This window comes from Micromonospora sp. WMMD964, assembly GCF_029581455.1.
In the GTDB taxonomy this organism is placed as follows: Bacteria; Actinomycetota; Actinomycetes; order Mycobacteriales; family Micromonosporaceae; genus Micromonospora.
On record NZ_CP120860.1, the window covers coordinates 5,405,095 to 5,429,006 of the forward strand.

Genomic DNA, 23,912 nt, shown 5'->3' on the forward strand with positions numbered 1-23,912 from the left:
CCAATCGGTGCGGAGGTCGGGCTCAGCTGGTCACCCGGAACGTCGCGTCGGCACGGCTCTGGGCGTCGGTCACCGGATCGAGCCGGAGCAGGTAGCCGTAGTGCCGGATGTAGCGGTCCGGGTGGCTGTAGGACTGGAACGACGTCCAGGAGGAGTCGGCCAGACCGGCGACCTGCCGGAAGGTCGCGTCGGCGGCGAAGGTGGCGCTGCCGTCGTTGGCTTGCAACCGGAAGTCGAACCCGTAGTGCCGCAGGTAGTGGCCCGGGTAGTTGACCGACTGGATGGAGACCGTTCCGGAGCCGGCCAGACCGGGCACGAGCCGCCACTGGCCGTCCTGCGCCGGGCTGACATTCGGGTCGATGCGGGCGTCGTAGTCGGCGTGCCGCACGTACCGGTCCGGGAAGTTGTACGACTGGATGCGGTTGACCGCGGTGTTGGGCCAGCGCGCGAGCACCCGACTCTGCTCGGCCGCGGTCAGGTTGAGGATCGTGCCGTGCCGTTTCTTGGTGCCACCCATGGTGTACGAGCCGGACGCGGGCAGCCGGTAGGCGCCCGGGCTCGACGGGTTGGTGGTCAGCACGGGCAGGTAGCCGCGCCCGCTCGAATACTGGTCCAGGTAGAGCACCCACTCGTTGCGGCCGTTGAACGGCATCCACATCGGGCCTTCGACCTGCGCGCCGGTCAGCCCGATGCCGGACAGGTCGCCCAGCGTGGTCCAGGTTCCGAGGATGGAGTTGCTGCCCTCGATGGTGATCTGACCGTCCCGGGACGCCCGCACGTAGCGGTAGGCGCCGACGCCGGCCGGCACCTCGACGATCTGGGTGTCGATGATCTCCTGGTTGCCGGGCCGGTTGATGTACGGCTGGGGCGTGGTGATGCTGCGGAAGTTCGACGTGCGCGCGTAGTAGATGCGGTGCTTGGTGGCCCCGTTGAGCGGGACGTTCGTCGCCCAGTAGAGGACGTAGTCGCCGGTGGCCGGGTTCCAGATCGCCTCCGGTGCCCAGGCGTTGCGTCCGTCCGGGATCGCCCCGGCGACGTTCAGCAACCACGGCGTCGACCAGTTGACCAGGTCGGTGGACTCCCACACGACGAGGTTGCGGCTGCCGTTGTTGATGGCGGCCGACCAGTCCTGGCCGCAGCCGATGCACAGGTCCGTGGCGATGATCCAGTATTTGTCGCCGGCGGGCGAACGGACCAGGGCGGGGTCGCGGACACCACGGGTGCCGACCGGGGAACGCAGGACGAGGCCGCCGTTGTTGAGGTCCGTCCAGCGGAGGCCGTCGGTGCTGTGGGCCAGGTAGATCTGCTGGTCTGTCGACGACTCACCGGTGAAGTGCGCCATCAGGTACCCGACGGTCGGGTCGAGCGCGGCGGCCGGCTTCGGAGTGGCCGCCGACCAGGTGGTGAAGAGCAGGCACGCGGCGACGGCCACCGCACAGAGCCGGGAGAGGGCTCTCGACATGGGTCTGTCTCCTTCGCGCAGGGGCGGTAGGCGATCCGTCATCCGCCGGGAAACCACGATCCGGACCTCTCCTCTGCCAAAGGTCATCTATGTTAGCGCTAACAAGATCAATCCGTACGCGATGCGCTCTTTCCAACCGTGGGCGCGGTGATGTGCCGTCTCGAGCACTGCCGATGCGGCGCTCGCGAGCAGCGGGGCGGATGTTTTCTGCTCGTTAACGTCGCGTTGCGGACAGTGTTAGCGATAGCATCGACGGGTGTCAAGGAATCGAGGGTCCGGGACCCCCCGCCCCCACGGAGGTGCGCCCGTCCACCCCTGCGCGCCGGCGACACGGCCAGTCGGCGCCGGGTGCGTTCGCCAGCCCGCAACCGGCCGGACACAGCATTGACATACTTCACTGCCTGATCTAGCGTCGGGCCGAATCGATTCGACGACCACCTGGTCCCGCTCGGGCGGCGAGGTCGGTGGCGGGATCGGGTGCCGACGAGCCGGCCGGGCGCCGTGGCACGTCACGTCTCCCCGAGGTGTCGCCCGCGGTGTCGGCAGGGGTCAGCCGGCAACCGCGCGTGTGGTCACCGCGGTCTCTTCCAGCTACATCAATCCGTGCCGAGTGGCGGGAGCCCCAGCATGACAAGACGCAGACCGATCCTTGCCTCACTCGCGACGGCAGCCGTCGTCGTGGCCGCGGGCGCGGCCGCACTGACCGGTGGCCTGAGCACCACCGCGTCGGCCGCGGACGTCGCCCCGGCCGCGGCGACCGCCGGCTGCGGTAAGGCCCCGACGTTGACCAGCGGCCAACGGTCCATCCAGAGCAGCGGCCAGAACCGCAGCTTCATCCTGCGGATCCCGGACAACTACGACCGCAACCACCCGTACCGATTGATCTTCGGTTTCCACTGGAACGGCGGCACCGCCGGCGACGTCGACGGCGGTGGGTCGGACGGGGCTGCCTGGTCCTACTACGGGCTGCGGCAGCAGGCGAACAACAGCACCATCTTCGTCGCCCCCCAGGGCAACGGGAACGGCTGGGCCAACCCCGGCGGCCAGGACGTCACCTTCGTCGACAACATGATCAGCCTGATCGAGGCCGACCTCTGCGTCGACACGACGCAGCGCTTCGCGCTCGGCTTCAGCTACGGCGGAGGCATGAGTTACTCGCTGGCCTGCTCCCGGGCCGGTGTCTTCCGCGCCGTCGCGGTCTACGCCGGCGGGCAGCTCAGCGGTTGCAGCGACGGCAGCCAGCCGATCGCGTACATGGGCATCCACGGCATCGGGGACTCGGTGCTCAACATCTCCGCCGGACGGTCCCTGCGGGACAGGTTCGTCCGCAACAACGGCTGCACCGCCCAGAACCCGCCCGAGCCGAGGTCCGGCAGCCTGACGCACATCACCACCACCTACTCCGGCTGCCGGTCCGGCTACCCGGTGGTGTGGGCCGCCTTCGACGGCGGGCACACCCCCGGCCCGGTGGACGGCGGCGGGGACAGCGGCGCCAGGACCTGGACCAAGGGCGAGGTGTGGCGGTTCTTCACCCAGTTCGGCAGCACCGACCCGACCACCCCACCGACCACGCCGCCGCCGACCACCCCGCCGCCGGGCGGCACGTCGCCGCTGCGCAACGCGTCCTCCGGGCGGTGCCTGGACGTCAACGGCGCATCGCAGTCCAACGGCTCGGCGGCGATCATCTGGGACTGCCACGGGCAGAGCAACCAGAGCTGGACGTCGACCTCGGCTCAGGAGCTGCGTGTCTTCGGCGGCAAGTGTCTCGACGTGAACGGCGCCGCCACCGCCAACGGCAGCTCGGTGATCATCTGGGACTGCAACGGCCAGTCCAACCAGAAGTGGCGGCTCAACTCCGACGGCTCGATCACCGGAGTCGGTTCGGGCCGCTGCCTGGACACGGTCGGCACCGGCACCGCCAACGGCACGCGTGTCCAGATCTGGGACTGCAACGGCGCGGCCAGCCAACGATGGAGCCGGAGTTGAGTTCGGCGAACGCAGAAGGAGGCTCAACCATGCGACTTCGCAAACCGTCCACCCCCTGGCTGGGCGCGGCCATCGCGGTCATGGTCCTGTTCGCCATCGGGGCGTACGTCCTCACGACCGTCACCTCGGCGGCCGCGGCCACCACCGCCGGCTGCGGCAAGGCACCCGGACTGAGCAGCGGCACCCACACCATCCAGAGCAGCGGGAAGAGCCGCAGCTTCATCCTTCGGCTGCCCGACAGCTACAACAACACCTACGCCCACCGGCTGGCCTTCGGCTTCCACTGGTTGGGCGGCACCGCCACCCAGGTCGCGTCGGGCGGGACCGACGGAGCCGCGTGGGCCTACTACGGCATGCTCTCGCAGGCCGACAACACCACGATCTTCGTCGCCCCGCAGGGCCTCAACAACGGCTGGGGCAACTCCAACGGTGAGGACGTGACCTTCACCGACGACATGATCCGTACGATCGAGAACGCCCTCTGCGTCGACACGACCCAACGTTTCTCGGTCGGGTTCAGCTACGGCGGGGCGATGAGCTACTCCCTGGCCTGCTCCCGGCCCACCGTGTTCCGAGCGGTCGCGGCGATCGCCGCCCCCGGGCCGATCAGCGGATGCAGCGGGGGCACCCAGCCGGTCGCGTACCTGGGGATCCACGGCATCAACGACAACATCCCCAGCGGGCGCTCGCTGCGCGACAGGTTCGTCCGCAACAACGGTTGTGCCGCGCAGAACCCGCCCGAGCCGAGGGCTGGCAGCCTGACCCACATCACCACCGCCTACTCGTGCCAGCCCGGATATCCGGTCCTCTGGGCCGCGTTCGACGGAGGCCACCAGCAAGGCCCGGTGGACGGGTGCGCCGGGTGCGAGAGCGGCGCGCGGAGCTGGGTCAAGCAGGAGGTGTGGCAGTTCTTCAGCCAGTTCGGGTCCACCCCACCGCCCACCACTCCCCCGCCGACGACGCCGCCGTCCGGCCAGCAGAACGTGATGATCGCGGGTAGCCAGTCCGGCCGGTGCGTCGACATCCCCAACTCCAGCACCAGCAACGGGACCCGCCCGCAACTGTGGGACTGTCACGGCGGCGCCAACCAGCGCTTCACCCACACCATCAACCGCGCCCTGACCGTCTACGGCAACAAGTGCCTGGACGCCAGCGGAGGCGGCAGCAGCAACGGCACGGCGGTCATCATCTGGGACTGCAACGGCCAGGCCAACCAGCAGTGGAACCTGAACTCCAACGGCACCATCACCGGAGCCCAGTCCGGGCTCTGCCTCGACGCCGTCGGCTCCGGCACCACCAACGGGACGCAGCTGCACCTGTGGGCCTGCCACGGCGGGGCCAACCAGCGGTGGAGCACGCGCAGCTAGGGCCTGTTTGCGCCGATCCAGGAGACGCCGCCGCCCGGTTCCTGTCCCGGGCGGCGCGTCACCACCCGGGCGGCTAGTGCTCCGGAACGGAGACGTGGGCGGTGACGATCCGCCAGCCGACGGGCAGGCGTACCCAGGTCTGGGTCTGCCGCCCGGTCGCGGCGGCGCCGGCGTACCCGAATCGGGTTGTCACGACCGCCAGGTCCGGGCCGAAGGTGGTGATGACGGGGTCCACCAGCCGGCGACCGGCGGGCAGTGGTGGCTGCGCGGCCCGCCACTTGCGCTGCTCGTCCAGCCCGTACTGATGGTCGGCGAGGCCGAACCGCACGGTCCGCTCGGAATCCCAGAAGTACCCGCAGATCCGGTCGGCATCGCCGTCGGCCAGAGCCCGCTCGTAGTCGGCGAAGGCCGCCGTCACCTCGGCGACCACGTCGGTCCGGTCGATATCCATGCGGTTCGTCCCTCCGATCCGTCGGGTCCGGAACTGGTGGGCCCGGTCGGAGCCCTGGCGCCCCGACCGGGCCCGTCGGCTCAGCCGCTCAGGGCCGACGTCCGCTGCTCACCGTCGGACCGGTCAGCGGCCGGGTCAGCCCGATCCTCGTCGTCCTCGCCGGGGTCGGGTTCACGGGGAGCGGGACGACCGAGCGCGAAGACCGCGCAGATCGCCGCGACGAAGAGGTAGCCGAGCGCGACCTGGCCGTTGGCGTTCCACTCGATCCGCTCGCCGTGGATCAGCCCGACGAACGACAGCAGCGCGCCCGAGCCGGCGAAGATCCCGGCCCGGACGAACCGTTTGTCGATGATGAAGACCACCACCGCGCCGAGTACCAGGCCGGCGAGGATCGCGCCCTGACCGAGCACCAGCAGCCCGTCGTAGACCACGCCGGCACCGTTGAGCGCCTCGTCGCCGACCGCGGCGGCCGTCGTACCGGCCGCTGCCAACGCGTTGTCGATCTGCCCGGTCGCCCAGGCCGCGATGTTCGGGATCAGCGCGGCGACCACCGCGGCGGCGTGCGCCCGGGGCGTCGCCTGGAACGCCTGTGCCCCGATCAGCAGTCCGATGTAGAGCAGGATCGGCACGATCGCCGCCGTCGGGAAGATCGCCCCGAGCAGACCGAACATGCCCAGGAAGCAGAGCACCGCGATCACCACGCCGGTCGCCATCGAGTAGCCGCTGCGCCCACCCGCCGCCTTCCAGCCCGGGTGTCCGACGTAGACCGCCGGTGGGAACGGCGAGCCGAGAGCCGCACCGATCACCGCGCCCGCGCCGTCGGCGAGCAGCACGCTGCGCAGGTTGTAGTTGTCCCCCGCCGTGGCGGCGCTCTCCACGTTGGTCATGCCCTCGGTGAAGTTGTAGACGCCGAGCGGAATCGCCGTCGCCAACAGTGGTGCCATGTCGGCCAGCCCGGCGACCAGCAGGTCGATCTTGAACGAGGGTACGGCGATGGCGATGTCCCGGGCCGCCGCCGTGACGTCCGGCACCGACATCGCTCCGCCGGCCCAGCCGATAGCGGTGCCGAGCAGCAGCGCGGCGAGCCCGATCGGAAAGTTGAACGGCAGCTTCACGTCGGTGAGCAGGCCGATCAGCAGCAGGGCGAAGACGGGCAGGGCGACCCAGGCCAGCCGCCACATCTGCCCGGCCGGGTTCATCGAGATGAACGTGATGGAGATTCCCGCGAGGGTGCCGAGCAGCGCGGCCCGGGGCGCGTACCGGCGGATGTAGGGCCCCACGAACGCGCCGATCAACACGATCACGCCGATGATGAAGGCCCATGCCAGCCCGGCCTCCCAGGCGCGCACGGGATCCTGGGTACGCAGGTAGATCGGGAGCATGATGACGAAGATGACGATGAACATGTGTGGCACGCTCGGCCCGTACGGCAGGGCCGTCACGTCGCTGCGGTTCTCCCGTCGGGCCAGCCGACGGGCCAGGTAGGTGTAGTAGATGTTCCCGGCGACCAGGGCGATGCCGAGCGCCGGCAGGATGGTGCCGAACACCTCCCCCTCGGGGAGGTTCACCACGGCGAGGCAGAGCCCGGTCAGGGTGAGCACGTTGACCAGGACGTTGACGCCGAAGCCGAAGAACGCGTTGGTGTCGCCGCGTACCCAGTAGGGCAGTGGGGCGACTGAGGGTCTGGTGGAGGCCATGACTGCTCCCGGTCAGGAGGAGGGCTGCAACACGGGGGTGGTGGGCAGCGCGGCGCGGACCTGCGCCGAGTCGGCGACCCAACCGAAGATCCCGCCCTGGGCGGCGATCATGTCGAGCCCCACCCGCTGGAACTCCGGGAAGTAGGACCCGACGCAGTCGGCGAGCACGAGGCACTCGTACCCGCGGTCGTTGGCCTCCCGGACGGTGGTGTGCACACACACTTCGGTGGTGACCCCGGTGACCAGGAGACTACGGATGCCCCGCTCGGTGAGCAGGGCGTCCAGGTCGGTGGCGTGGAAGGCGCCCTTGCCCGGCTTGTCGACGACCGGCTCGCCGGGCAGCGGCGTCAGCTCGTCGACGATGTCGTGGCCGTACTCGCCGCGGATCAGGATCCGACCGTTCGGCCCGGGGTCACCGATCCGTTTGCTGGGCGTACCGCGACTCAGCTTGGCCGGCGGGCAGTCGGACAGGTCCGGCAGGTGCCCCTCGCGGGTGTGCACGACGGTCAGGCCCACGGCGCGGGCGTCGGCCAGCAGCGCCGCAAGCGGGGCGATGGTGCGGCGAAGCTGACCGACGTCGTTACCCAGGCTCTCCCCGAACCCGCCGGGTTCCAGGAAGTCGCGCTGCATGTCGATGACGAGCAACGCCGTGGTCGAGAGGTCGAAAGCGTACGGGGTGGGCCGCGCGGCGGCGATGGTCAACATGGACACCTCACGTGGTCGTGGCGGCGATGACGTCGTCGGAGGTGGTGACGCAACCGAAGACGCCGCCCTGCATGGTGACCATGTGCAGTGCCGCGTCGTGGTTGGCCTTGTCGGTGGCGCCGGTGCAGTCGGAGAGGATCAGGCACTCGTACCCCCGGTCGTTCGCCTCGCGCATGGTGGTGTGCACGCAGACGTCGGTGGTGATGCCGGTGAGGATCAGGTGGGTGATGCCCCGGGTGCGCAGCACCAGGTCGAGGTTGGTGGCGTAGAAGGCACCCTTGCCCGGCTTGTCGATGACCACCTCGCCGGGGGCCGGTGCGACCTCGGGCACGATCTCCCATCCCGGCTCGCCGCGGACCAGGATCCGACCGGCCGGGCCGGACGAACCGATCTCGGCGCCGATGCGCGCCGACCGCCAGCGCTTGTTCGCCGGCAGGTCGGACAACTCCGGGTCGTGTCCCTCCCGGGTGTGCACGACGAGCATCCCGAGTGAACGGGCATGCTCCAGCAGTCGGGCGGTGGCCGGCAGGCCCGCCCGGGTGAGGCCGATGTCGTAGCCCATCGCATCCACGTAGCCGCCCGGTCCGCAGAAGTCGGTCTGCCAGTCGATGCAGAGCAGTGCGGTGTGCGCGGTGTCCGCCGTACCGTCGTACGGCCACGGGTAGGGGTTGGCCGGTACCGGCCCGATGCTGCCCATCTTCTCGCCTCCTGTCGTTCCTCGCTGGTGCCTGCCGCCCTACCTCCCGGCGGCGGCCTGACGGTGGGCCCGCCACCCACCGGCGGCGCTGATGTCCACGGCCGGCGGGCCGGCGGCGTACGCCTCGCAGAGAAAGCCGAGCACGTCCCGCCCGTCGTGCAGCCGAACCCAGCCGAGCGAGAGCGGAGCCGGCACTCCGGCCAGCAGCTCACCGACGGCGGCCGACGGCAGACTCCAGAGCTCGACCTCGATCGGCTGACCCTGCGGGTCGCCCGGGGGCACCCGGACCAGGCCGGGCAGCCCCTCACCGTCCGGGGTCTCCATCCGATAGAGCCGATACAGCGGCGCGGTCCGTGCCGCGCCGACGAGAGTGGCCCCACGCCCGGTCAGCTCACCGTTGCGGGACTCGCCGTTCAGATGTCGGCCGACGACGGCGATCAGCGTCCGCGCCGTGGTCGGCAGCGCGTCGGCCGCCGCCGCAGCCGGCGACGCCTCACCGACGCCGGCGACGAGCGCGGCGGCGAGCCGGGCCAGTGTGAGGTCGCTGAACGCCGGGCCGAGCAGGGTCAGGCTCGCCGGTCGGCCGTTGTCGGTGAAACCGTTGGGTACGGTCACCGCGGCCAGATCGAGCAGGTTGGCGAACTGGGTGTAGCGGCCGAGCATGGCGTTGCGCCCGATGGGATCCTCGGCGATCTCGCCGCGGGTGAACGTGGTGCCGACGGTGGGCACCACCAGCACGTCGATCTCGCGCCAGAGCCGGTCGACCCGGGCGCGCAGTTCGCGGAGCCGGTGCTGACCCCGGAAGGCGTCGACCGCGTCGTAGCGCCACCCGGTCTCCAGCACGGTCCGGGTGACCGGGAGCACCGAATCGGGGTGCCCTCGCAGGAACTCGCCCAGCCCGACGAGCCGCTCGGCGACCCAGGGCCCCTGGTAGAGCAGGTCCCCCGCCGCGAAGAAGTCGTCGAGCGGCACCGGCCGGGTGGCGGCGACCAGGGTGCCCAGTCGTCGTACGCCGGCGGTGAACCTCTCGCTCTGTCCCTCGTCGCCGAAGAACTCCAGGCCCTCCGCGCGAGGCACCCCGAGGCGGAGCGTCCCCGGTGCGTCGCCGCTCGCGCGTTCGGCCGGCAGCGCGCGCCCCCACGGGTCGGCTTCCGACACACCCCGGGCGGCATGCAGCACCTCGACGGCGTCCGCGACGTCCGTGGCGAAGACCGACACGCAGTCCAGTGAGCGGCAGGCCGGGACCACACCGGCCGTGCTGAGCAGCCCCCGGGTGGGCTTGAGGCCGACGATCCCGTTCAAGGCCGCCGGGACTCGGCCGGAGCCGGCGGTGTCCGTACCCAGGGCGAAGCCGACCTGGCCCGAGGCCACCGCGACGGCCGAGCCGGAGCTGGACCCGCCGGAGACGAGCCCGCCGCCGAAGACGCTCTCGCAGCTGCCGTACGGCGAGCGGGCGCCGGTCAGGCCGGTGGCGAACTGGTCGAGGTTGGTCTTGCCGACGAGCAGGGCACCGGCGTCGAGCAGTCGGCGTACCACCGGAGCGTCCTCGGCGGCACGGTACGCGAAGTCGGGGCAGCCGGCGGTGGTGACCATACCGGCGACGTCGATGTTGTCCTTGACCGCGAAGGGGATCCCGTACAGCGGCAGGTCGGCCGGGTCGCGGTGGCGGGTCAGCCACGCGGCGTGGGCCCGTAGGCCGTCGGCGGCGACGGTGCTGATCCAGACCGGCCCGCCGTCTCGGCCGGAGAGCCCGGCCAGGACACGTTCGACCTGTTCGACGGGGGTCGTCGCGCCGCTCAGGTACGCCGACCGCAGGACCGAAAAGGGACCAACGGGCTCTGACATACTGTCGATTGTCGACAGTCCTGTTACGAACAGCGGCGCGATTGGTAACGAGCCCGTGTCGGGCCGCCCGTGGTGGCTAGCCGAGGTACGAGCGTGCGCCGTGCGCGGAGAGCACGGCCAGCACCTCCTCCGGGTCTCCCCCCGCGACGGCCTCGAACAGCCGCTCGTGCCGGTGGACGCCGTCCAGCGGCTGCGCCAACTCGGCCTCCCGACGCAGGTTGATCGCCATGTAGAGCTGCAACTTCACCAGAATCGAGTCGTACACCATGGACAACTGGCGGTTGTCGGCGAGCGCCACCAACGCGACGTGGAACGCGCGGTGCGATTCGGCGACCTCCATCCGATCGCCGAGGCGGACCGCCTCCCCCATCCGGTCCAGAGCGGCCCGCAGGCCGACCAGGTCGCTCTCCCGGCCCACCGGGATGCCCGCGCGCACCGCGAAACGCTCCAACACGTCCCGCAGCTCGTACAGCTCCCGCACGTCCCGCTCGGAGAGGGTGGCGACGCGGACCCCGCGCCGTGGCACGTGCTCGACCAGCCCTCGCTGGGCCAGCAGCCGCAGCGCCTCGCGCAACGGCGCCCGGCTGATCCCCAACCGCCGGGTCAGCTGCTCCTCCACGAGGCGTTCACCCGGGTCACTCCTGCCGCTGAGGATCTCGCGGGTGAGCCGGGTGACGGCGAGGTCCACCAGGCTGACACTTTCCAGCTCACCATCCATCGGCGATGCGGCCACGTCGTTCACCCCGCCGAGTCTGCCACCTGCCGCACGACGACCGACGCGGACGCGGTCCCCTCGGTCCGACGCCGAACCTGCGAGTCGTCGCACCCGAGGTTGGCTGAACCGTTTCCGGTCGCCAGGGCGGCCCGGCCGGTGGTGAGGCCACCGCGCCCACGGAGGACGCGGCGGGCCCATGATCAATTGATGGAAAGCAGCTCCACCGGCCCCCCGGACCTACTTCTCACCATTTGATCATCGTGCGCCGCCGGTGGCCGCCTGACCGACCCGGCAGCAGCGGCTCCGGTGAACGCGACCAGGACAGCGCAGCACTGACGCTGGTCGATGTTGCCAGAACGCCTTCAGACGTGTTGGAATGGCTCATATCGCCGCAGCGCGGGGGCAACCGCGCTGGGAACGGCAAGCACGGGAGCATCGCAGTGCCGGCAGCGCGCCGCCTGGGCAGGCGCTCGCCTGCCGCATCGCCGGGCCATCTCCACGACGACGGGCGTCCTGCCGACCGGCGGCCTCGCCCGCCGCGCGTGTCCCCCGGTACGCGTCCCCGGCGGCCGAAGCGCCACCTGCCCCGCCCGCCGGGGGCGTCCGAATCGGCCTGCCAGCACGGCAGAACCGGCGACGAGGTGAGAAGCGGTAATGATTTCCCGAGAGAGTTTGGCTGGGTGGTACCGACACCGCCTGGTGTGGGTTGCGGTGATCCTGCTGGTGACGTCGGCCGGTGCGGCCGTACTGGTCAACCGCTTCGGCTCGGAGGCGGAGCCGGCGGATCTACAGGCGCAGATCGTGGCCCGGATGCGGACGACGCTCGAACGCGTGGACCCGGGGCAGCACAACCACGCCGGGCACGGCGCGCAGCAGGTGGCCGCCGGGGAGGAGAAGCCGCCGGTGATCTGCGGCGTGCGCGTCTACGGCTACGAGCCGGCCGAGGTGACCACGCTCGCCGAGGTGAAGACGGTCTACGGCTTCCACCTCTGCGGGGTCGCCGAGCGCAAGCGCCCCTGGGACGTGGCCGTCAAACTCGCCGGTCCGGTGATCATGGACATGTCCACCGAGCCGCCGGGCATCCAGGTGGTCGAGGCGACCGAGGACGTCAGGTTCATCGACCGTCTGCGGCAGATGTTCCCGGCCAAGTACGCGGCGTTGGCGCAGGAGGAGGCGCTGACCGCCGCGGAGATGGCCGACCAGCGTCGCCGGTACGACGCCGCAGCAGGGCTGTGACCGCACCGGGCAGGGGGTCGCTCCCGCACCCGACCGGCCGTCGGATGCGAGGCCGCCAGGCCGCGCGTTGACCATCCGCGCCATCGGGCGCGCCCGGTCCGGGCAGCGTGGTCGATGCCGTCGCCCGCGGTCAATGGGCCGCGGCCGCGCCGCAGCGCGCCGTGCGCAGACCCGTCATTGATCCGACGATTGCGGACAGCTCGATCCACATCCGGCTATAGACAGATCAACATTGATATTTACATTTATTGATGCAACAGTGGCCTTGGGAGCGTTCCCACCCCCCGCACCAACGAACGGAGGATGAACAGTGCGTTCACACCAGTTAGGTCAATCCGGCGGACCGTCCCGGTCAACCATCCGTCGGTCGCTCCAAGCGCTCGTCCTGCTGTTCGCGATGGTGGTCGGCACGCTGCCGTTCACCGGCGCCGCCCAGGCCCACGGCACGATCATCAACCCGGCGAGTCGGGCCTACCAGTGCTGGAAGACCTGGGGCAACCAGCACATGAACCCGGCCATGCAGCAGCAGGACCCGATGTGTTACCAGGCCTTCCAGTCCAACCCCGACACCATGTGGAACTGGATGAGCCAGCTGCGCGACGGTCTCGCCGGCCAGTTCCAGGCCCGCACCCCGGACGGGCAGCTCTGCAGCAACGGCCTCTCCCGGAACAACTCCCTCAACCAACTGGGAGCCTGGAAGGCGACCACCGTCAGCAGCAACTTCACGGTGCAGCTGTACGACCAGGCCAGCCATGGAGCTGACTACTTCCGGGTGTACGTCACCAAGCAGGGCTTCAACCCGGCCACGCAGCAGCTCGGCTGGGGCAACCTCGACCTGGTCGCGACGACCGGGCGGTACGCGCCGGCGCAGAACATCTCGTTCAACGTCTCGGCGTCCGGACGCAGCGGGAACCACATCCTGTTCGTGATCTGGAAGGCGTCGCACATGGACCAGACCTACATGTGGTGCAGCGACATCAGGATCGCCTGACCGGCGACACGGCACTGCTCCGGCCCAGGGCGTGAACGCCCTGGGCCGGCGTGTCTCCGGCGGCGACGCGGTGGCCGACAGCCGCCGACATCCGCCCGACCGACCATCAGCAAGACCGACGCCTGACCACGCTTGAGGAGGTCAGGCGTTCCTGGTCGTCGACAACCGGCGGTCGGACCCCGCGGCAGGTGATCGCAACAGCCCCGAAACTACCGGTTGATATCCCTGGAATTTTCTGCCAGCCTGAAGGCCATCGATGAGTGTGAACGTTAACATGATCGTTTTCGCCGCCGGAGGTGCCCCACCGACCGCAACCCACCCATCTGCCAGGTGACAGCGCACCACCACCCAGCGAGCCCAGCGCCCGCCACCATTCCCCGCCAGGCCACCGGGCCACTCCCACTACTGGAGGATCACCATGGTTCCCCGGACCCGTCCCACCCGTCGCATCCGACCACGAACACTCACACTTTCCGGAACTGTCGCGATAGTTGCGGCCCTCGTCGTGTCGCTGCTACCCAACCTCGCCCAGGCCGCCGAGACGACACTCGGTGCGGCCGCGGCCCAGTCCGGCCGGTACTTCGGTGCCGCCGTCGCCGCGAACAAGCTCGGTGACAGCGCCTACACGACGATCCTGAACCGGGAGTTCAACAGCGTCACTCCCGAGAACGAGATGAAGATCGACGCGACCGAGCCACAGCAGAACAACTTCACCTTCGGCAACGCGGACCGGATCGTGAACCACGCACTCTCCCGGGGTTGGAAGGTCCGCGGCCACACCCTGGCCTGGTATTCGCAGCAGCCCGGCTGGATGCAGAGCATGGAGGGCTCCGCGCTGCGCAGCGCGATGCTCAACCACGTCAGCCGCGTGGCCGGCTACTACCGGGGCAAGATCCACTCCTGGGACGTGGTGAACGAGGCGTTCGAGGACGGCAACAGCGGCGCCCGTCGTAACTCGAACCTCCAGCGCACCGGCAACGACTGGATCGAGGCCGCGTTCCGCGCCGCCGACGCGGCGGACCCGGACGCGAAGCTCTGCTACAACGACTACAACACCGACAACTGGACCTGGGCCAAGACCCAGGCGGTCTACAACATGGTGCGCGACTTCAAGTCCCGTGGCGTGCCGATCGACTGCGTCGGGTTCCAGTCGCACTTCAACGCCAACTCGCCGTACAACAGCAACTACCGCACGACGCTGTCCAGCTTCGCCGCCCTCGGGGTGGACGTGCAGATCACCGAACTGGACATCGAGGGCTCCGGCACGACGCAGGCCAACACCTACCGCAACGTGGTCAACGACTGTCTCGCCGTGGCTCGCTGCAACGGCATCACCGTCTGGGGCGTGCGCGACTGTGACTCGTGGCGTTCCGGCGGCACTCCGCTGCTCTTCGAGTGCAACGGCAACAAGAAGGCCGCCTACACGTCCACCCTGGACGCCCTGAACAGCGCGGGCCCCGGCCCCACCCCCACGCCCACCACGCCGGGCCCCACCCCCACCGTCCCACCGGGCTCGGCCAACGAGATCGTCGGCACCCAGTCCGGCCGGTGCGTCGACGTGCCGAACGCGGCGACCACCAACGGCACCCGGGTGCAGCTCTACGACTGCAACAAGCAGACCAACCAGGCCTGGACCTACACCTCGAGCAAACAACTCCAGGTGTACGGCAACATGTGCCTCGACGCGGCGGGCTCCGGCAACGGGGCGGCGGTGCAGATCTACAGCTGCCACAGCCAGACCAACCAACAGTGGAACGTCAACTCCAACGGCACCATCAGCGGCGTGCAGTCCGGGCGATGCCTGGACGTCTGGAGCACCGCCAACGGCGCCCAGATCCAGCTCTACGACTGCCACGGCCAGACCAACCAGCAGTTCCGGCTCGCCGCCCTGGGCGGCGGCTCCACCCCGACGCCGACCCCGACGACTCCGCCGCCCACCACCACGTGTGACCTCCCGTCGTCGTACCGGTGGTCGTCGACTGGCGCGCTGGCGCAGCCGAGGTCCGGTTGGGTGTCGCTGAAGGACTTCACCGTCGCGCCGTACAACGGCCAGCAGCTCGTCTACGCCACCACCCACGACACCGGCACCACGTGGGGCTCGATGAACTTCGGCCTCTTCAGCAACTACTCCCAGATGGGCTCGGCCAGCCAGAACGCGATGAACTCGGCGACCGTCGCGCCGTCGCTGTTCTACTTCGCGCCGCGCAACATCTGGGTGCTCGCCTACCAGTGGGGCGGCCCGGCGTTCTCGTACCGGACCTCCAGCGACCCGACCAACCCCAACGGGTGGTCGTCGCCGCAGACGCTGTTCAGCGGCAGCATCTCCAACTCCAACACCGGCCCGATCGACCAGGCCCTCATCGGCGACGACCAGAACATGTACCTGTTCTTCGCCGGCGACAACGGCCGGATCTACCGGGCCAGCATGCCGATCGGGAACTTCCCCGGCAGCTTCGGCTCCAACTACACCACGATCATGACCGACACCACGAACAACCTGTTCGAGGCCGTCCAGGTCTACAAGCTCCAGGGCCTGAACAAGTACCTCATGATCGTCGAGGCGATCGGCGCGAACGGGCGCTACTTCCGCTCGTTCACCGCCAGCAGCCTGGGTGGCACCTGGACGCCGCAGGCCACCAGTGAGAGCAACCCGTTCGCGGGCAAGGCCAACAGCGGTGCCACCTGGACCAACGACATCAGCCACGGTGAGCTGCTGCGCACCAACGCCGACCAGACCATGACCGTGAACGCCTGCAACCTGCAACTGCTCTACCAGGGCCGCTCCCCCAGCTCCGGCGGCGACTACGGCCTCCTGCCGTACCGCCCGGGTCTGCTGACCCTGCAGCGCTGACCATCGGAACACGCCGGGGGGCGGGCGGGCTCGGCACACGACGAGCCCGCCCGCCCCTCGTTCCCCCACCACCACCCAGGAGGTACCGACAGTGCGACGACCCGTAGACCACCCGCCACCCGCGGGGAACACCCCTGCCGACCGAGCGACACCCGGCCGTCGGGGACGACTGTTCAAGCTCGCCGCAGCCGGGATCGCCGCCGCGGTCGGACTGCTCACCATCACCGTGGCGACCGGCTCGGCGTCGGCGGCCGACAACCCGTACCAGCGCGGCCCGGACCCCACCCGGACCAGCGTCACCGCCGTGAACGGCCCCTTCGCCAACACGTCGGTCAGCGTCCCGACCGGGTACGGCTTCAACGGCGGCCGGATCTACTACCCGACCGACACCAGCCAGGGCACCTTCGGGGCCATCGCGATCTCGCCGGGTTACACGGCGTTGTTCTCCGCCGAACTGGCCTGGATGGGGCCGTGGCTGGCCTCCCACGGGTTCGTGGTGATCGGCATCGAGACCAACAGCCGCAACGACTTCGACACCGCCCGGGGCACCCAGTTGCTCGCCGCACTGGACTACCTCACCCAGCAGAGCCCGGTACGCGACCGGGTCGACCCCACCCGGCTGGCGGTCGCCGGTCACTCCATGGGCGGCGGTGGCGCGCTGAGCGCGGCCATCCGACGCTCGTCGCTCAAGGCGGTGGTCGGGATCGCGCCGTACTCACCGTCCTCGAACCTGGCCAACGACCGGGTGCCCACGATGATCATCTCCGGGCAGGCGGACACGGTGGTCACCCCGTCCTACGCCACCGGCCTGTACAACAGCCTCCCGAGCACCACTGAGAGCGTCTACCTGGAGGTCGCGGGGGCCGATCACGGGTTCATGGTCGGACGGTCGAACCCGGTGATGGTCCGGACCATGCTGCCGTTCGTCAAGATGTTCGTCGACAACGACGCCCGGTACAGCCAGTTCCTCTGCCCGCTGCTGGACAACAGCGGTGTGGTCACCTATCGCAGCACCTGCCCGTTGCTGCCCTCGACACCGCCCACGCCGACGCCGACCCCCACGGATCCGCCGACGCCGACCCCCACCCCGACCGTCCCACCGGGCTCGGCCAACGAGATCGTCGGCACCCAGTCCGGCCGGTGCATCGACGTACCCAACGCCTCACGCACCAACGGCACCCGGGTCCACCTCTACGACTGCCACGGCCAGACCAACCAGCAGTGGACCTACACCTCGAACAAACAACTCCAGGTGTACGGCAACATGTGCCTCGACGCGGCAGGGTCGGGCAACGGGGCGGCGGTGCAGATCTACAGCTGCCACAGCCAGACCAACCAACAGTGGAACGTCAACTCCAACGGCACCATCAGCGGCGTACAGTCCGGGCGATGCCTGGACGTCTGGAGCACCGCCAACGGCGCCCAGATCCAGCTCTACGACTGCCACGGCCAGACCAACCAGCAATTCCGGCTCACCGCGCTCTCGCGATGAGCACGGCGAACTGAAAGGGGCGGGCTCGGCGTGACGCCGGGCCCGCCCCTCGTCCGTCGTCCTCGGCGGGCGCCTAGCCGGCGGTCGCGCGGGCGGCGGTGTCGATGAGGTCGGCGACCTTGCCGGGTTGGGAGACCGCCACGGCGTGGGACCCGTCGACCTCGACCGTGGTGGATTTGGCCCGGTCGGCCATGAAGCGTTGCAGGTCCGGCGGAATGCCCTTGTCCTGCTTGCTGATCAGGGTCCACGACGGGATGGACTTCCAGGCGGTCTTGGTCACGGATCCCGTCTGGGCGCTCTGCGCGGCGGGCCGCTGCGTGACCGCCATCAGCGCAGCGAGGTCGGGGTCGACGTCGGCGGCGAACACCGCCGGGAACTTGTCCGTTTCGATGTACTGCTCCATGGACATCGACCCGTCGGGGAGGCGGAACGGAACCATCTTGATGGAGGTACCGAGTTCACTCCCGGGATACTTCGAGATCAGGTCGAGTACGCTTTCGCCGACGTCCGGGCTGACGCTGGCGACGTACACCAGAGCCTTCACATTGGCGGCGCCGTCCGCGGCCTCGGTTATCACGATTCCGCCATAGGAATGAGCGACCATGACGACCGGACCATCGATGCTGTCCACGACGGAACGGACGTAGGCGGCGTCCTGCTGCACGTCACGCAACGGGTTGGCGACAGCCATGGCCGGGTAGCCTCGACGCTTGAGGTCGGCGATCACCCCGTTCCAGCTCGACGAATCGGCGAACGCCCCATGGACGAACACAACAGTGGGCAGCCCCGCCTGGCCGGGCGAGTCAGGTGCAGCGGTCATTCGGCATCACCTTTCGGAAGTCCCCTGCCGCTGACGTCACCACACGTGCATAGGCGGCGGGAACGTTCGATGGGGCGTCTCACTCGCAGCCCCGTGCCGGCCCGGGATCCGGGCCTCGGGGGGCGGTACAGCATTAATATCCAGCACGGATGAGCCCTGTGTCAGCGAAATCCGAAAGCCGCTCGGCGGGCCGCTCACCAGAGGCGGAGAGCTATCCCTGCGACGAACCGTCACCAGCGGTGGCGGCGCGCAGCTCCTTGAGCACGTACGTGGCGGCCTGCTCGACGACGCGAACGCCCGCTTCCTGGCTCGCGTGATGGTCGGAGAGTACGGCGATCAGCCAATCGTGGCGTGCCTCGACGATCCGTCCGATGCTGTTGACGATCCAGCGACCGCCGTCGACATCGGCGGTGTCCCAGCCGTTCTTGACGTAGACGGACCGGTTGCCCGGCTCCCCGGCGGCGGTGACCCCCCATCGCTGCTCGGGGATCACCTTCTTCATCAAGCCCAGGACGAAGGTACGGTCCTGCGGGGTCAACGGTCCCGTCGGCGACGTCAACGCGGTCAGCAGACGGAGCTGGTCGGCAGCAGTGGTCGTGGTGAGGCCCCAGTGCGAGTTCGGCTTGGTCTCCCGCAGACCGAGTGCGCGGTTCGCGGCGGTGAGTCCGCGCGAGCCGTCGATCCGCTGCCACAGCGCCACCGCCGCATCGTTGTCACTGGACACGATCATGTCTTCGGCCAACCGCCGAGTGCCGGAACTCAGGGCCTTGCCCGCCGGTTTCTGCCTCAGCAGCAGGGCCGCGAGGATGTCGACCTTCACGATGCTGGCCGTCTCGAACCGTTTGACGCCGGCCGTCACCGCCGCCGTTCCCTGCCGATCCAGTGCCGCCACCGCCAGGTGACCGTCGTACCGCTCCACGTAGGTCTCGATGCGCTTCCTCGCCTCGGCGACCAGGTCGACGGCGGGTGTCGTGGGAATCGGCCGGGCAGGAGACGGACCGTGCGACGGGCCGGCTCCCCCGCCGTCGAGAGCGCGGGTGGCACCGAAGGCGGCCGTCGCAACACCCGCCAGAGACATGGTGACCGCGGAGACCACCCAGCGGCGTGTCAGCTGTCGACCTTCCCGCTCAGCCAAGACGGGCCACCGCCTTCGCCGCGATCGAGTCCACCGCGGCCCGGCTGCCCGGATCCGGAAGGCTGACCGTCGAGACCGTCTCGCCTCGTTTCAGCATCACGAAGTACCTCACGCTGTGCGGGATGCCGGCACGCTCGATCCGGCCTCGGATGAGAAGACCTTCGCCCCCCAGGTAGTGCGCGTCGACGACGGCGAAGGAGAGCTGCGACCCGTGCACCGGGTAGCTCGCGCACCGCAGCAGAACCCGACGGACGTCGTCGACGTTCCGCTCGGCCCACCCGGGTTCGTACGTCTCCACCACGTGATGGGCGGATGACGAGCCGTCAGACGGCTGGTAGTAGCGCTCCACCGCAGCGCGGCGATGGGATTTCGCCGGGTAGTCGGTGCTCCGATAGTCGGGGCAGTCGACCTGCTCCCACGGCCAGGGCGGCAGACCGCTACGGGCCTCGTCCTCGTGCCAGCCCGAACCCAGGTCGGCCGCACGCAGCAGGGTGCCTGGACCGCTCGGCTCCGCGTCGGCGGCACGCCGCTCGTCGGGGCCGACGCCGGGCTCCGGCCGATGGCACCCCGCGGCCATCACCACCAACGCCGACAGGACCACCGGCAGGACAGCGGACGAACCTCTGCCTCTGCCGCGAATCCGGCCTCGGCCCGTCCTGCCGCTCGACACCGACACCGAACCTCCCCGAGGCAGACATTCACCGCCGGGGTCCGCCACGCCCCGACCGCAGACAGGACCGGTCAATGGCGTTCCTCGGCGAACAGCTCGGAACGGCTATCGCCGAGCAGTTCGCGCAGGCGGCCCAGGGAGCGCATGCTCTGGCTCTTGACGACGGCGACGGAGACGCCCACCACCTCGGCGGTCGTCTCCACGCTCAGGTCGTCCCAGTAACGCAGGACGATGATCGCTCGATCCCGCAGCGGCAGGGTGGCGACCGCGTCCAGCAACGTCATCCGCAACTCGGTCGGATGTTCCTCGCCCCGATCGGGCGGCACCGACATCGCCAACTCGCGGCTGGAGCGGCGCCGCTGCTGGTCGATCATGCAGCGCAGCAGTACCTTGCGGGCGTACGCGTGGGGGTCGTCGGCCCGGCGGACCCGCTTCCAGTTGGCGTACACCTTGGCCAGTGTCGTCTGGGTGAGGTCCTGGGCGAGGTGCCAGTCGCGGCACATCAGAAACGCGGCGTCGCGCAGGCGACCAGCGGCCGCCTGCGCGAACTCCACGAAGTCCTCGTCAGCCATTCGACCGCGCCAGCGACGCGAAGTTCTTGGCGCCGCTTCGCACGAGCTCGGCCGGAATCCTCGTCCCCCAGGTCGGGTTCGCGGCGATCGCGATCGCCTCGTCCACCGAGAGGGCGGGCGGTGCCGGCGAGGTGCCCTTGCCCTCCCAGAACAGGCAGGTGGAGATCATCACATCGACCTGGAGGCCATCGTGGTGGTAAACCGTGACCATCTCGTTCTGCACGCAGTTGTCGGGAACCTCGGTCAGCTCCACCGTCCCCGGTGCCGGGTTGTCACCGAGGCGGTCCTGGTAGACGGAGAGCCGCAGCATGCCCGGCCCTTCGCCCCGGTCGAGGTGGAGCTGGACGTACGGCATGCCGGGGCCCGCACCGCTGCTCTGCAGGCTCGCGTACCCGCCGGTCTTCCCCTTGGGCAGGAGCCGGGTCAACAGTTCCAGGGCGCCCTGCGGTGTGGCGGTCAGCAGCTCACCGCCCGGCCCCGCCCCGATTCGCACGGTGTCGATCACCGTGGTCGACGGGGTCGGCGACATCGCCGGGTTGAGGGCTCCCCCCGGCTTTCCACCGGCGTCGTCGACGAACCCGTCCGTGGTCCCCGCCGGGGACGGCGTGGTCGTGTCGACCCGCCCACCCAGCGAACCCACGTTCATCCCACCGGGCGGACCGTCGTCACCTGTCCCGACGCCGAGCGGCCCGCCGACCAGACCGATCACGACCAGCATCACCAATGCCGACCCGCCGGCGCCGACCTGCGCCAGGCGGCGCCGACGGCGCAGTCGGCGGCCCTGCACCATCGCCCGCTCCACCAGGTCACCCAACGGTGGGGCGGGGTGGTGGGCCAGATCGTCCCTGAAACGTCCACGGACGTCACCCATGTCCCGTACCCCTCCTCGGCCCGGCCGCCCTGCGCGGCGATCCGTCTCCTACCTGACGCGTTGGCGGGCCGATTTGGTTACCGTCTTCCGGCGCGAATTTTCCTCAGCTCCTGCCGACCGGCACAGTGGGTCGTGCGGGTCACGGTCCGTACGGCATCCTAGGAGGTTAGGTTGTCGGCGCGGAGGCGGTCCAACTCGGCGAGGTACATCGCCTGCATGTGGTCGTAGTGCCGGACGAGCAGCGTGACCTCGTCGACGCTGTAGCCCTCGATGAGCCGCTCCGTCCACTCGGCGAAGCGCTCGTACGGTCGCTTCAACTCGGCGGCCCGCTCCGGCCGCAGGGTGACGATCACCCGCCGCCGGTCCGCCGGATCGCGCTCGGCCGTCACGTAGCCCGCCTGCTGGAGCCGACGGAGCATGCTGGTCACCGCCCCGGTGGTGAGGTTGGTCCGCTCGGCGACCTGCCCCGCCGTGGCGGATCCCGCGTCCGCCAGGTAGTCCAGGCACTCCAGGTCGCTCACGGTGAGGCCCAGCCGCTCCGCGATGGCGTACCGGAACACCATCGACAGCCGCGACATCTCCCGCCCGGCGTGCATGAGGTCGGCGATGGCGGACGCACGGGCCGGGTCGTCGGACATGCCGGCAATCATGCCTCCGGCACGGTCACCCGGTGCAGCCGAGGTAACAGGCGGGTCAGCACCCAGTGCGGTGCGGCCGCTCCCCCGGTGAGGCGGCGCATCAGCCCGGCGGCGGTGTCGACGGCGCGGAAGGCGTAGGGCACCATCTCGTCCTGGTAGTCGGCGATCGCCTGCTCCACCGGCGTGCCGTTCGCCCGGGCCTGGACCAGCCTGCGGCCGAGCAGGGCGGCGTCGCGGAGCGCCGTGTTGCCGCCGTGAGCGCCGAACGGCGGCATGACGTGCACGGCGTCGCCCATCATCGTCGCCCGGGGCACCGCCCACCGGCGCGGACGCCGGCCGGCGGCGAAGAGGTTGAGCACCGTGGCGTCCAGTTCGGCCGTGGCGACCAACCGCCGGACGACCGGGTGGAAGTCCGCACTCATCCGGGCGGCCAGTCGCCACAGCGCCAGCAGGTCTCCGCGTACGCCGGTGGGCACCTCCTCCTGCCGGAGCAGCAGTCCCCACATGACGTAGTCGTAGCCGGTGGGCGCGTAGCTGCCCGGGGCCAGGCGCGCGAACGCCTCCTGCGGGCTCTCGCCGAACCGCATGGAGGTGAAGAAGAAGGCGCGGCCCGGTTGGTCGGCGATGGCCAGGACCCCGCTGGTCCGCAGCGCGTCCGGGATGACGCTCTCGCCGTTGCGCAGCAGGGGTGACCGACCGTAGATGCCCGCCATCGGAGTGTTCGCCGGGTCCGCGTCCGGCATGAGCTGCGCGCGTAGCGCCGAGCCGACGCCGTCCGCGCCCACGACGACGGTCGCCCCGGCGGCCCCGCCGTCGGAGAACCGCAGTCGGAGCTTCGACGGGCCGCCGCCGTCCACCGCGACGGCCTCCTTGCCGTAGTGGATGCGCCCGTTCAGCCCGGACTGCAGGATCGACCGCAGGGTCAGCCGGTCGACCTGACGGGTCGCGTGTGGCTGGTCCTTGAAGGTGATGGTGAAGGCGTCCCGCAGTCGGCTGTCGGTGAAGCGGAGGTACCCGCCGGGTTCGTCGCCGGTGGCCAGCGCCAGGTTGTACAGCTGGCGGGGCAGGCTCTCGCGCAGCGCCGCCAGCCCGTACCGGTCGAGGATGATCCGGTAGCCCTGCCGCCGGACGAAGGGGCCCGGGTCCCGTTCGTAGACGTGCACCTCGATGCCGGCACGCATCAGGTACTGGGCGAGGCAGAGGCCGGAGAGGCCGGCGCCGGCGATCGCCACCGAGAAGTCCGTCGATAGCCGCATGCATTTATCTTAATGACTAAGATGATTTGGGCAAGGGCACCGACGCACGTCGCCCGACCGACGTGAGCCTCCCGCTTCATCGCTCCGTTGTCGGCGTAGCATCGGCCGTTCGCGCGCCACATCTCGTGGATGTCACCGCCGGTAACGCCAGCCCGGCCCGACCGCCGCGCACGCCGCCTTCGCCTTGCGCCCGCCCCCTGCTCAGCGGGGTCCCGCCCGCCGGACCCACCCACCAGGCCCGCCCCCTTTGCTCTGCACCCATCCAGGCACCACGCACGTTCCGTAACCGTCGCCTCAATGGGTGCAGAGCAAAGGGCGAAGCAAGGGTTCTGCGCCTGACGGCGGCAGCGATGCCCGGTCGGCTCCCCGCGGACCTCGTCCCCAAAACTCGCGGCGACTCCGCAATCGATAATGCTGGCGTGCCTGATGAGTTGGTTCGCAGACTGGTTGAGGCC

At 69.9% G+C, this 23,912-nt stretch carries 20 protein-coding genes; 6 read left to right on the top strand and 14 right to left on the bottom strand.

Annotated elements, in window-relative coordinates:
- Positions 1-22 precede the first annotated feature (22 nt).
- Complete coding sequence (locus O7616_RS24665) at positions 23-1,462, bottom strand: glycoside hydrolase family 43 protein (RefSeq protein WP_282304180.1); 1,440 nt, start codon at positions 1,460-1,462, stop codon at positions 23-25.
- A gap of 627 nt (positions 1,463-2,089) precedes the next feature.
- Here O7616_RS24665 and O7616_RS24670 point away from each other — a divergent pair.
- Positions 2,090-3,448, top strand: a complete 1,359-nt coding sequence (locus O7616_RS24670; protein WP_282304181.1) for a ricin-type beta-trefoil lectin domain protein — start codon at positions 2,090-2,092, stop codon at positions 3,446-3,448.
- 29 nt (positions 3,449-3,477) lie between these two features.
- A complete protein-coding gene (locus tag O7616_RS24675; RefSeq protein ID WP_282304182.1) occupies positions 3,478-4,815 on the top strand; it encodes a ricin-type beta-trefoil lectin domain protein in 1,338 nt (445 codons plus the stop codon).
- A gap of 73 nt (positions 4,816-4,888) precedes the next feature.
- On the opposite strand, the gene O7616_RS24680 is transcribed toward O7616_RS24675, so the two are convergent.
- From O7616_RS24680 to O7616_RS24705, 6 genes are all read right to left on the bottom strand, one after another.
- Positions 4,889-5,266 (bottom strand): AtzH-like domain-containing protein, encoded by a 378-nt coding sequence (locus O7616_RS24680; protein WP_282304183.1) that lies wholly within the window; start codon positions 5,264-5,266, stop codon positions 4,889-4,891.
- Positions 5,267-5,346: 80 nt separating this feature from the next.
- Positions 5,347-6,963: a regulator gene (locus O7616_RS24685; protein WP_282304184.1), complete on the bottom strand. Its 1,617-nt coding sequence runs from the start codon at positions 6,961-6,963 to the stop codon at positions 5,347-5,349.
- Between the two features lie 12 nt (positions 6,964-6,975).
- Entirely contained in the window at positions 6,976-7,668 is a 693-nt protein-coding gene (locus O7616_RS24690; protein WP_282304185.1) for a cysteine hydrolase, read from the bottom strand.
- Positions 7,669-7,675: 7 nt separating this feature from the next.
- Positions 7,676-8,365: an isochorismatase family cysteine hydrolase gene (locus O7616_RS24695; protein ID WP_282258544.1), complete on the bottom strand. Its 690-nt coding sequence runs from the start codon at positions 8,363-8,365 to the stop codon at positions 7,676-7,678.
- Between the two features lie 39 nt (positions 8,366-8,404).
- Positions 8,405-10,210, bottom strand: coding sequence for an allophanate hydrolase (gene atzF, locus O7616_RS24700; protein ID WP_282304186.1), 1,806 nt, complete (start codon positions 10,208-10,210; stop codon positions 8,405-8,407).
- Between the two features lie 76 nt (positions 10,211-10,286).
- Complete coding sequence (locus tag O7616_RS24705; protein WP_282258539.1) at positions 10,287-10,952, bottom strand: GntR family transcriptional regulator; 666 nt, start codon at positions 10,950-10,952, stop codon at positions 10,287-10,289.
- A gap of 627 nt (positions 10,953-11,579) precedes the next feature.
- On the opposite strand from O7616_RS24705, the gene O7616_RS24710 reads away from it, so the two are divergent.
- The 4 genes from O7616_RS24710 to O7616_RS24725 all read left to right on the top strand — a co-directional run bounded on the left by O7616_RS24710 (position 11,580) and on the right by O7616_RS24725 (position 17,495).
- Positions 11,580-12,161 carry a hypothetical protein gene (locus O7616_RS24710; RefSeq protein ID WP_282304187.1) on the top strand — a complete coding sequence of 194 codons (582 nt, stop codon included), beginning with the start codon at positions 11,580-11,582 and terminating at the stop codon, positions 12,159-12,161.
- Between the two features lie 397 nt (positions 12,162-12,558).
- Positions 12,559-13,152: a lytic polysaccharide monooxygenase gene (locus O7616_RS24715; protein WP_145780103.1), complete on the top strand. Its 594-nt coding sequence runs from the start codon at positions 12,559-12,561 to the stop codon at positions 13,150-13,152.
- Between the two features lie 505 nt (positions 13,153-13,657).
- On the top strand, positions 13,658-16,003 hold the full coding sequence (locus tag O7616_RS24720) for a non-reducing end alpha-L-arabinofuranosidase family hydrolase (protein ID WP_348773832.1): 2,346 nt from the start codon (positions 13,658-13,660) through the stop codon (positions 16,001-16,003).
- Positions 16,004-16,094: 91 nt separating this feature from the next.
- Positions 16,095-17,495, top strand: a complete 1,401-nt coding sequence (locus tag O7616_RS24725; protein WP_282304189.1) for a ricin-type beta-trefoil lectin domain protein — start codon at positions 16,095-16,097, stop codon at positions 17,493-17,495.
- Positions 17,496-17,568: 73 nt separating this feature from the next.
- Here O7616_RS24725 and O7616_RS24730 read toward each other — a convergent pair whose 3' ends face one another.
- The 7 genes from O7616_RS24730 to O7616_RS24760 all read right to left on the bottom strand — a co-directional run bounded on the left by O7616_RS24730 (position 17,569) and on the right by O7616_RS24760 (position 23,457).
- The gene (locus O7616_RS24730) at positions 17,569-18,315 is read right to left on the bottom strand and encodes an alpha/beta hydrolase (protein ID WP_282304190.1); all 747 of its coding nucleotides are present in this window, start codon (positions 18,313-18,315) and stop codon (positions 17,569-17,571) included.
- Positions 18,316-18,526: 211 nt separating this feature from the next.
- On the bottom strand, positions 18,527-19,450 hold the full coding sequence (locus O7616_RS24735; RefSeq protein WP_282304191.1) for a serine hydrolase: 924 nt from the start codon (positions 19,448-19,450) through the stop codon (positions 18,527-18,529).
- Entirely contained in the window at positions 19,443-20,051 is a 609-nt protein-coding gene (locus tag O7616_RS24740; protein WP_282304192.1) for a hypothetical protein, read from the bottom strand. The genes O7616_RS24735 and O7616_RS24740 overlap by 8 nt, the downstream gene beginning before the upstream one ends.
- Positions 20,052-20,191: 140 nt before the next feature.
- A complete protein-coding gene (locus tag O7616_RS24745; protein WP_282304193.1) occupies positions 20,192-20,692 on the bottom strand; it encodes a SigE family RNA polymerase sigma factor in 501 nt (166 codons plus the stop codon).
- Positions 20,685-21,563, bottom strand: coding sequence for a hypothetical protein (locus O7616_RS24750; protein WP_282304194.1), 879 nt, complete (start codon positions 21,561-21,563; stop codon positions 20,685-20,687). Before O7616_RS24750 ends, O7616_RS24745 begins: the two co-directional genes overlap by 8 nt.
- 158 nt (positions 21,564-21,721) lie before the next feature.
- Positions 21,722-22,201: a MarR family transcriptional regulator gene (locus O7616_RS24755; protein WP_282304195.1), complete on the bottom strand. Its 480-nt coding sequence runs from the start codon at positions 22,199-22,201 to the stop codon at positions 21,722-21,724.
- Between the two features lie 8 nt (positions 22,202-22,209).
- Positions 22,210-23,457 carry an NAD(P)/FAD-dependent oxidoreductase gene (locus O7616_RS24760; RefSeq protein ID WP_282304196.1) on the bottom strand — a complete coding sequence of 416 codons (1,248 nt, stop codon included), beginning with the start codon at positions 23,455-23,457 and terminating at the stop codon, positions 22,210-22,212.
- Between the last annotated feature and the right edge of the window lie 455 nt (positions 23,458-23,912).

Excerpts from the sequence above, each read along its gene's own strand:
- O7616_RS24665 (WP_282304180.1), bottom strand. The coding sequence starts at position 1,462 with ATGTCGAGAGCCCTCTCCCGGCTCTGTGCGGTGGCCGTCGCCGCGTGC.
- O7616_RS24670 (WP_282304181.1), top strand. The coding sequence starts at position 2,090 with ATGACAAGACGCAGACCGATCCTTGCCTCACTCGCGACGGCAGCCGTC.
- O7616_RS24675 (WP_282304182.1), top strand. The coding sequence starts at position 3,478 with ATGCGACTTCGCAAACCGTCCACCCCCTGGCTGGGCGCGGCCATCGCG.
- O7616_RS24680 (WP_282304183.1), bottom strand. The coding sequence starts at position 5,266 with ATGGATATCGACCGGACCGACGTGGTCGCCGAGGTGACGGCGGCCTTC.
- O7616_RS24685 (WP_282304184.1), bottom strand. The coding sequence starts at position 6,963 with ATGGCCTCCACCAGACCCTCAGTCGCCCCACTGCCCTACTGGGTACGC.
- O7616_RS24690 (WP_282304185.1), bottom strand. The coding sequence starts at position 7,668 with ATGTTGACCATCGCCGCCGCGCGGCCCACCCCGTACGCTTTCGACCTC.
- O7616_RS24695 (WP_282258544.1), bottom strand. The coding sequence starts at position 8,365 with ATGGGCAGCATCGGGCCGGTACCGGCCAACCCCTACCCGTGGCCGTAC.
- atzF (WP_282304186.1), bottom strand. The coding sequence starts at position 10,210 with ATGTCAGAGCCCGTTGGTCCCTTTTCGGTCCTGCGGTCGGCGTACCTG.
- O7616_RS24710 (WP_282304187.1), top strand. The coding sequence starts at position 11,580 with ATGATTTCCCGAGAGAGTTTGGCTGGGTGGTACCGACACCGCCTGGTG.
- O7616_RS24715 (WP_145780103.1), top strand. The coding sequence starts at position 12,559 with ATGGTGGTCGGCACGCTGCCGTTCACCGGCGCCGCCCAGGCCCACGGC.
- O7616_RS24730 (WP_282304190.1), bottom strand. The coding sequence starts at position 18,315 with ATGACCGCTGCACCTGACTCGCCCGGCCAGGCGGGGCTGCCCACTGTT.
- O7616_RS24745 (WP_282304193.1), bottom strand. The coding sequence starts at position 20,692 with ATGGCTGACGAGGACTTCGTGGAGTTCGCGCAGGCGGCCGCTGGTCGC.
- O7616_RS24750 (WP_282304194.1), bottom strand. The coding sequence starts at position 21,563 with ATGGGTGACGTCCGTGGACGTTTCAGGGACGATCTGGCCCACCACCCC.
- O7616_RS24755 (WP_282304195.1), bottom strand. The coding sequence starts at position 22,201 with ATGTCCGACGACCCGGCCCGTGCGTCCGCCATCGCCGACCTCATGCAC.
- O7616_RS24760 (WP_282304196.1), bottom strand. The coding sequence starts at position 23,457 with ATGCGGCTATCGACGGACTTCTCGGTGGCGATCGCCGGCGCCGGCCTC.